Raw genomic sequence first — 9,183 nt, 5'->3', positions numbered from 1 at the left:
CACGAGATGAATTAGAAGACATCAACGAAGGACAAGGTGGAGCATCGCTATACGCGAAGCGGACTGTCATTCTGAATAATCTCTACGGGGTAGATATTGATCAAGGGGCGGTCGAGATCTGTAAGCTCCGGCTTTGGCTGTCGATGGTCGCTGATATCGAGGATGAGCCCAATGAAGTAGAGCCACTGCCGAACATCGATTTTAATATTCGACAAGGGAACTCGCTTATTGGTCAGCTGGATACAGAAGTTGAGACCAATGATGAAGGAGATAGCGAACTCGGTGCTTGGGAGCGTAAAGCCCGCTTCGAGGATGTCGAGGATGCAATCAGGAAACACAAAAGTGCTGAGACGAGTGCCGAGGCACTGAAGTGGCGGAAAAAAGCCGAAGATCGGATAGAAAAACACCGTGGGAAATTTGATGATATTCTCCGCGGGGAATTTCAAGACGCAGGCTTCGATGACATTAATATCAATGAGATCCGCGAGTGGTCACCCTTTCATTGGCCATTGGAATTCGCGGACGTATTCGAGCAAGGTGGGTTCGACGTGTTCATCGGTAATCCACCGTGGGATATGTTGTATGCTAACCGTGACGACTTTTTCATCAGGTATGACGAACAATTCCGAACATACCCCTCTGCGGAGAAAGACGAAGTGATGGAAGACCTACTCTCGGACCCAGAGATTGAACGGGAGTGGGAGGCATATCAAGACTCGATGGAAACTCAGGCGAATTTCTTCACCCAAGGGAACACCTACCGACTCCAGTCACCGGTAGTTGGTGGGCAGACCATGCCGACAAAGAATGAACTGTCTGCTCTCTTTTTAGAACGTGTCTTCCGGCTCTCACGGGATGGTGTGATGGTCAGCCTCCTGCTCCCGGGTACGATTTTCGGCGGAGTCATGGGTAAGGACCTCCGGATGCACTTATTGGATCATACAGATGTGGAGAACCTAATCGGATTCGAAAATAAGGGGATTTTTGAACAGATCCACCGGCAGTACCGTTTTGCTATTCTCACATTCCAATACGGTGGAGAAACCACTCACCTTCGAGGAATTTACAATCAGCGAGATATGGGTGTAGTATATAATATCAAAGAAGTAGCCGCAGAAATACCACGTGAGGTACTTACTGATTACTCACCAGAGGGCCGTATTTTTCCATCAATTACCTCTCAGGTAGAAGCAGATATTCTAAGCAGGGTAGTCACTCAACCCTCATTAGACGAGAACCTCGAAAATACATGGTCTGTAGATATGTTAACGAAAGAATTCGTTGAATCGACAGACAAAGATCGACTCCAAGATTCACCAGATGATGCTGATTATCGTATACTTGGTGGACGGAATATCCATCAATTTGAACACGACAACAGCCACACAGAGAGTATAGAAGGGTCTAGATATTGGAGCCGAGGACTATACGACCCACCGAATAGCGCACAGTACCGTGTCCGTGAAAAGAACTTCAACCGTGGCCACCTCAAGCGGGCGATATACGACGCCTTCGGAGGCCCAGAAACGAGTCAATCACAGGTCCAATTTGTGGATGAACTCCTCGAAGAGCATCGTGGACATGGACTTGAAGAGGAAGACGTACTACTTGATTGTAGTGAATATCGGATCGGTATTCGAGATGTTTCTCGGGCACGAGATGAACGAACAATCATTGCCACAGTTCTTCCAAAAGAGGTGATCTGTCTCCATACGATTAATTTATTCAAGCCGTTCGCAATAAAGCCGAAAGAGGCTCATCTCTCAGAGTCTCCCCTTCGTTCGTCATACACTCGCCGCTTTACAGATGATGAACTGTTTGCTGCCACTGGACTGTTGAATAGTATCGCTTTTGATTTCTTGATGCGAACAAAGGTCGAGACACACATCATCAAGAGGGAGTTGCTGGAATCTCAGATGCCTCGTCTTACTGCGGGTGACGACTGGTTCCAGTATATTTCGGACCGTGCGGCACGACTGAATTGTTATGGCGACGCGTTTGAGGATATGCGTGACCGCTTAGGTGGGGTCGATCCGGCGACAGATCAGCAGAATCGACGAGAATTGCAGGCTGAGATCGATGCAGCCGCATTCCACGCGTACGGTTTAGAACGCCGTGACGTGCAATTCATTCTTAATGACTTCCATCGGGTTGAAAAGCCGAAGCTAATGGACGAGGAGTACTTCGACTTAGTCTCTGAAAAATATGATATACTTGAACAAGCCGGACCACAACCGTAGACGCTACTGACCTGAAATTCTTTCTCGTATTTCACACCAACATTAATAATTAATGGATGTCATTTAATGCTCGGCGAGTCATCGCACCATCCACATTGAGATATTGGCGAGCTGTAGTGATGTCTTCCCAACCGAACATTGCACGGAGTGCTGCTAAGTCTAATCCTCTGCTGGCGTGATAGGAGGCGGCCGTCGCTCGAAGTCCGTGTAGGGACGTTGCGTTACTGGAAAGCTGTGGCGCGAGATCAAGAGCAGTATTTAGCCTTCGTTGTAAAGTTGAGAATGAGTATGGCCAGCCACCGTGTTCCGTGATTAGAAGATCAATTGCAACCCGCACCCGATACGAGAAATGGAATGGTACCGTTCGAGCAGCCGCTTCAGTTTTTGGAAGCCAGTATAGATCTGCAAAATCTTTGAATTCAGAATCTGGATTATGCCGTAACCGTTGTTCGATTGCTTGACGGCAATAGCCACAGAGATCACCGTCTCGTCCTTTCGTACATTCGTGGTGTTCAGGGATACAAATCATCTGTCGCTCTTGATCGATCCATGATGAACTCAGATGTGTAGTCTCACCAGGTCTCAATCCAAGACGACCTCCAATTAGAATCGCAGCCCGTGATTCAAGTCGATGAGTGGGATCGTCAATCCGTCCTGCCCCTTCCAATAACAATTCGAATTCGCGTTCGCTGAGTGACTTTTCGCGTGTTGGTGCCATCTATGGAATGACCACAATAAACTCGCTTAGAATGCCCGTAAATGGTCTCACAATGGTTGAATATCAGTCAACAAGTATCGGTATCGGCTTATTCGGTGGTAATAACGATCTACTCGGTCAGTCGGAATCGCCTAGCCCGAACTTGACTCGGACGGCAATAACGGTCGGGGCCTAGATCTACGACACAGTCAAAGTGGTGAATGTGGCCTGTCCCGATTTACGACGGCCCCCACTCGTTGGCCAACCTCACATCGCTGCGGATGTCGGTATGCTATTCTAGACTGTCTCGTACGTTTTCAGGAAGTCGAACATCAACCCTCATCGGTCCCAGCACCGAAGAATAATTTGAATGAGACCAGAATGGATTATATATAATCAACTCTGACACGGGTCTACGATCGACCACCAGACACCGAAATCCCGCTTCGCTACGAATGGGGAACTAATATATGGTCTGGTGTATGATAATCAGCAAGTAACGCTGCCGGAGGTACCTAATGCACATCCCAGAAGGACAATATGATCTCAAGGAGTTCTGTCGAGTGATTTTCGACTCGCCAGAGCGTGTCCTCAACGGATACCACGGTCAGCGCATCAAATCCTTTCTCTACCTCTCTGACGACGGCTGGCACGACTACCTCGACGACCACTACGAGACCGAGGAACTCGGCGATATCACGAAGTTTGTCGGTGAGTACAGGAACAGAAAGGGTGCGGAGCAGCCGGCCAAATTCTACGTTGGCCAGTACAAAGACGATCTTCAGATGGTGTTAACTGCCGAAACTGAAGAAGCGATTCGGCAGGCACTACGTCCGGTTTCTGAGCACAGCGATAGTTTGTCACCGATGCCGATTATGACTAAGGACTTCCAGACAATGAATGAGATCGTCCTTAGCACCTACGACGATATGCAGATTTCCGAATTTAAATCACAGCGAGTGCCAAGCCTTGCTGACGCTCGAACGCGACCGGACGTTGACCGTGAAATCGAGTACAAGGGCACTGATGGTCGGGATCGACTGGATGAATTCCGTGACGAGTATGGTGTTGTCCCGACCCGGATTCAGTACGAGCACGAGAACGTCTCCATTCGAATCGACACGTCCGGCAAATTCACGCTCGAAACAGTCAACAAAGAGAGCTTCAATATCCTGTTTGACCTGCTGAGCGAGGTCGTGGTAAATGTGCTTGAGCTGCTGGATGTAGCAAATCAGATTAAATTCGAGAAGCGGGAGGTGGTGCCGGGAAACTTGAAAGTGCAAGTGCCGGAGGTGAGTTCTGGTGAGATAGATTTTGATCAGAAAGTGTCGTTGATGCAGGCTGAGAACTTCATCAAGGGCACAAAGAACAGTGATGACCTGAATTTTAGCTTCACTGATGTCACTAAGCAGGCTGGATCGCTCGACTTCTCTGCCCAGGTTACTGACGAGAACCGAGGCTCCCTATTCAATGTGAGTGCCACGGAAGAGTCGATGCGTATCGTGCCGAAACACGACTGCTCGTTCCCGTCTCTCGTTGAATTCTATATAGGTGTGATACAGCTGTTAGATGGTGGCGCCGAAATGCGACTATACGAGTCTCAGTCAGCAGCCTAACCCATGACGAGTGTTGACCCTCCTGAATCGGTGCCAGAGGGTCAAGAAACGAAGTATCGTGGCCTCTACGGCAAGTGTGTCGAACATAAGCTCGAAGGATTCCCTGAGCAGTCCAAGATAGAAACCCTGCGTGAGGAAATCAATGTTCAACGACAACACCGAAAGCTCATCAGTTACTCCATTTTCCCGTTCGTACAGGGGCGACCGGCTGGCTACAAGTTCTTCACTGCCGAACCGCTTGAGGAACTCGGCGTTCCGAATTTCGATTTCCTATTGTGGGATTTAAATGGAAAAGTGATTTTCGGTGAGGCCAAGTCTTCGGTCCCGGCGAGTGCCGATACTGTGGTGAATCAACTAGAGGAGCGCAAAGAGATTGCAGAAGACCACAAAGAACACATCGAAGAGGAATACCTTGGAAGCGAGATCGATCATATGGAGTTCGTTGTTTCTACGTACGTCAATCACGGCGACAAAATCGCGAAGGCCATTACTGAGGAGGGGGCTGGGTTCATTACTTGGGTCGTAGACGCCCACCACGATGAGCTGTGGATTCGCCAAGCCCGCCCAACGTCTTTCCCGGATAACTTGGAGGCTGACGATCCGGATGCGATGCTTCAGGAACTAGACCGCCGACATACGCACGATATGTCTGCGTTGAACGGAGAGCTAGACCGAGTTACCACGAGTTTTGGTCAGGCAGATGTTTTACCAACCGCAATTATTGTCGATCAACTCCGAGTCGTAGTACAGGCACGTCGAGTTGAAGGACGGCATCCTTGTGTTGATCGTGCAGATATTGAATCATACGTCTCGAGCAGTTCACTGAACTACCCTGAGGAACGGGTGACGTCCATCGTTGACAACCTGATTGAGGCGGGTAAACGCATTAATTTCCTCTCTGAATGGGATGACGAACGTGCTGATTTGAAGTTGGTGTCGAACTATACGGCCAAGGATGACCTTGAGCAGGTTCTCGAGGATAAGTGGGTTGGTTGGCGAATAGAGGATATGAAAGATAACCTCCGGAGAGAATGCGAAGAGCGAATTACTGCTGAGTTGGGCAGACAGAAACAGCTTAACGAATTCGGTGTGGGCTTTCCAACGGATGAATCGGAAGACGAGTCGTCGTAACTACTCCTCGGTAGAGAATTCCGGCTCGGTCTCTGTCGATAATCCGGGTGAGGTGTATCACGAAAGTCGAGCGTGGGTATGTACTGATTGTCCCAATATCGTCGGTAGAGATCCACGAGTCACTAACACTACTTCTAGGGTTTAATCGCCTCAGTAGCAAATCGCTAAATAGAGATCGATAGCGGGGTGTCTTTCACCCAGTACTCCAAGTTCTGGGTGATCGAGTTATACGGTAAACCGATTAAACCTGGTTGTACGAGACTACGAGCGCGTGTCTCGCAAGTCAATACTTATGAATCATCGTTTCGTCGTCAATCGTCTCCGGGGACCTCGGCGTCGCTCAGTGAGGCGTCAGGCTGGAAGATGATACTTGGGTCCAGATCGTCGAGCGGTTCGCCCGCTCGGACCCGATTGGGCCAATCGTGGTTGGCGAGTGCCCCGGTACCGAGCGTGATTAGATCGGAGCCATCCACTAGTGCCGTCCGCGCGTTCTCCGGGTTCCCAAGACTCCCATTGGCAATCACGGCGACATCGTCGTCGACATGCTCAATCGCCAGTTTGGCGAGCGTGCGGTCGGCGTCTGGCACTTCCGGGGCGGTCGCATCGCCACCAGTGACGTGAACGTGGCTGGCACCGGCCTCCGAGAGCGCGTCGAACAGCACGGCGGCAGTCTTCTCGCCGTCGGGCCAAACCCGCTGCTCGTCGGTGACTGCCGCCTGCGAGGTGCGCACCCCGATGACAAACTCATCGGGCGTCGCCTCGTCGATCGCCGCCGTGACCTCGGCGGGGAATCGCGCGCGGTTCGCCGGCGAACCGCCGTACTCGTCGTCACGGTCGTTGACCAGCGGGTCGACGAACTCATGGAGACGAAAATGGGAAATCTGGCTACTACCGGCTCACGGAGAGCGCGATCTCCGAAGTGAATACAATTCTCGAAAACCACGCAAAAGAGACTAGAAGTCGAGAGCAATCGGTTGAGACAAGCGATTTCCACCGGATCACAGAGTTAGACCCGGATGCGGCAAGAACACTGGCTGATGAACTCTGTCCGATAGTAGTGGACAACAAAAACTTCGAGTTTAGCAATTAGCAGGGTTCGGTAGACCGTTGACCACACTCCTGTTTTCACGAGATATCTGCGGTCTACCCACACCCCATGTTCAAAGTGTAAATCACCCGATTTTGAGTGTCTAAGAGCCGCTATCGCAACTGGCACACACCAGTTTTCGTGTGTTCTCGCCTTGCTCTCACTAACCAAATACTCCAAAAAAGTTTGAATTAAACCTCCCAAATTTGGTTAGTGAGAACAGACGGCCTCACCGATGCTTTTCGACCTGCTTCCGAAGCAACTCGGCGACCTCGCCATGGCGTTCGTTTTTCTGTGGGAGATTCTCGACGACAGTCTCCACATCGACGGCCAGTCCATACCGATTTTGTTTCCCACGCCCACGGCCCTGTGTCTTGGTGAGGATATTCGAGTCGGATAGATCGTTGAGCCGATCTCGAAACCGACGGTTCGACAGTGGTGTTACGTCTTCGACCTCGCACATCTTCTTGTACTGGGTGTAGATCGGCGTGGTGGCAGTCGACTGTTCGCCCTTCGAGACGTGCCATGCCGTACTCATCAACGCCATCATCTTTTGCTGAGGGAGTGTCTGAATCCCGCTTTCGATGGCTTTCTGTTCGAGGAAATCACGCGCATCCCGGACGTGGTGTTCGGTGATTTCTAGCTCGCCGTTGTCGTCGGCAAACCTCGCGGCCCGAAAGAACAGCCGAATAGCCTCACGGGCGTCTCCAGTGTCCTGTGCACCGAGTGCAGCCGCCAGCGGCAGGGCGTCGTCTGAAACAACGTCGCTTTCTAAATGCTCGTAGTCCCGAACCCCATCTCGGAAGTGTGTATCACGGAGTGCGCCCTCGGCACGCCGCGCTAAGATATTGCGGAGTTGGTTGGCGTCGTAGGGGTCGAACTTCACCTCATCCTCGCCGAGACTCGACCGCACGTCGCCGTCGAGATTCTCGCGGAACTGGAGATCGTTCGTGATACCGATGATCGAGAGCCGAACGCCTTCAGGATTCGACCGCGGCAGCTCGTAGAGAATATAGTCGTCGTCGCCGATGGCGTCGATCTCATCGAGGACAATGATAATCGTGCCACCAATCGATTCGAGTTCTTCGAGGACCATATTCAGCAACGCCTTCTTTTGATAGCCGCTCGGAAGCTCCTCGCCCGGTCCTAACTGCTTTTCTCGGAGTTCCTTGTACAAGTGGGTCAGTGCGTGATAGGAGTTATCCACGCCTTTGCACGGGACGTCGACCACGGTGAGATCCATGTCGACCTCGTCGGCGTACTCTTGGAGTTGCGTCGTTTTGAGCATGATACTCACCGTCTTGCCTTGTCCTGATTGACCGTAGACAAGCACATTCAGCGGTGTCGAGCCCATCGTCGCCGGTCGAAGCGACGAATGAATCTGATCGAGTTCGTCAGCCCGTTCAGGGAGGTCGGTCGGCTGGTAGGTCTGCTCGTTGGGATTCAACACGTCGATATCTTCGAAGATCGTGTCGTCATCCCCAAACGCCTTCATACACGTATTCTGTATTGTAGGGCTACATAAAACCCCCATGTCCGGCAAGACTGGCTGTCCATGCTGACGGGGGTGCGTCCGATAACAGCCTGTCGACTCGGTGCTCGACTCAATTGGTTCCTAGGGGAGGGAGGGGGGTGCGTCCGACAAGACGGACAAAAGAGTGTGGCGGGCTGTACGAGAGTCGTTGTGTGTGGAAACAATTAACACAGATGCTGTACAACCACATCCGTAGTGGGAATAAAATACGTGCTGTAGTGGTAGCTGTAGGCTGTTGGGTACCGCCGACAGCACCGACGCTTCACTTTTGACTACGTTGTCGGACGCACCCCCGTCTCCCGGTGTTAGAAACAGAACCAATCGGCTGGTCGACTGGTAAGCATTACAGCGGAAGCGTGGTGTGCTATTCGTCCGGTTCGTAACCGTCGCGGATCTCATTCAACCACTCCCGCTGGTTCGCCGTGAGTCCGTGCCGTTCGACCTGCTGGGCACCGTTCGTCTCGGTTTTGGCGTGCAACCACTTCCGGCGATTGGCTTCGAGCAACTGAATGGTGACCAGCCGAACGGGATCGTCGTAGGTCTCGGCGAGTCGGTTGGCGTGGTCTTTTTTGAGCCGCCATGGCGTCGTTGCGTGGTCATCGAGGTCGTCGATGGCCCGTTCGACTATATCGAGCGTGTTCACCAGCTCACGGTAGGTATCGAGTAGCTCGGCGTGGGTGTTTTCGAGAATGTACTGTGGGTGGTCGGTGGATCGGAGCCCGGTCGACTGTTCGATAGCTGCAGCGAACTCCCGGCTGGCTGTCTTGAGTCGATTCTCGACGACAGCGAGTTTGTCGTCAGTCGGGATAGACGTCGACTGGTTGCTCATGTGTACTCTCCGGCATCAGTTGGTGTGGTGTTCTTCCACGTATTTCGGT

At 51.7% G+C, this 9,183-nt stretch carries 7 protein-coding genes; 3 read left to right on the top strand and 4 right to left on the bottom strand.

The window, feature by feature from the left end; translation table 11 throughout:
* Positions 1–2,240, top strand: a 2,240-nt coding sequence (locus NO877_RS18945; protein ID WP_425492974.1) for an Eco57I restriction-modification methylase domain-containing protein, incomplete at its 5' end; no start/stop codon positions are given.
* A gap of 49 nt (positions 2,241–2,289) precedes the next feature.
* Here NO877_RS18945 and NO877_RS19990 read toward each other — a convergent pair.
* Positions 2,290–2,958 (bottom strand): tyrosine-type recombinase/integrase, encoded by a 669-nt coding sequence (locus tag NO877_RS19990; protein WP_379827700.1) that lies wholly within the window; start codon positions 2,956–2,958, stop codon positions 2,290–2,292.
* Positions 2,959–3,455: 497 nt separating this feature from the next.
* Here NO877_RS19990 and NO877_RS18940 point away from each other — a divergent pair, with 497 nt between their 5' ends.
* Positions 3,456–4,553, top strand: coding sequence for a hypothetical protein (locus tag NO877_RS18940; RefSeq protein WP_256397861.1), 1,098 nt, complete (start codon positions 3,456–3,458; stop codon positions 4,551–4,553).
* Positions 4,554–4,556: 3 nt separating this feature from the next.
* Entirely contained in the window at positions 4,557–5,684 is a 1,128-nt protein-coding gene (locus NO877_RS18935; protein ID WP_256397860.1) for a hypothetical protein, read from the top strand.
* Positions 5,685–5,995: 311 nt separating this feature from the next.
* Here NO877_RS18935 and NO877_RS18930 read toward each other — a convergent pair whose 3' ends face one another.
* From NO877_RS18930 to NO877_RS18920, 3 genes are all read right to left on the bottom strand, one after another.
* Positions 5,996–6,565, bottom strand: coding sequence for an oxidoreductase (locus NO877_RS18930; protein WP_256397863.1), 570 nt, complete (start codon positions 6,563–6,565; stop codon positions 5,996–5,998).
* A 435-nt stretch (positions 6,566–7,000) separates the two neighbouring features.
* Complete coding sequence (locus tag NO877_RS18925) at positions 7,001–8,266, bottom strand: Cdc6/Cdc18 family protein (protein WP_256397859.1); 1,266 nt, start codon at positions 8,264–8,266, stop codon at positions 7,001–7,003.
* 403 nt (positions 8,267–8,669) lie between these two features.
* Positions 8,670–9,134 carry a hypothetical protein gene (locus tag NO877_RS18920; RefSeq protein ID WP_256397858.1) on the bottom strand — a complete coding sequence of 155 codons (465 nt, stop codon included), beginning with the start codon at positions 9,132–9,134 and terminating at the stop codon, positions 8,670–8,672.
* Positions 9,135–9,183: the final 49 nt, after the last annotated feature.

Origin of the sequence: Halohasta litorea, assembly GCF_024494645.1 — an archaeon.
Taxonomy (GTDB): domain Archaea; phylum Halobacteriota; class Halobacteria; order Halobacteriales; family Haloferacaceae; genus Halohasta; species Halohasta litorea.
Note: the sequence above shows the minus strand (reverse complement) of the source record. Positions and strands in the feature narration are given on the sequence as shown.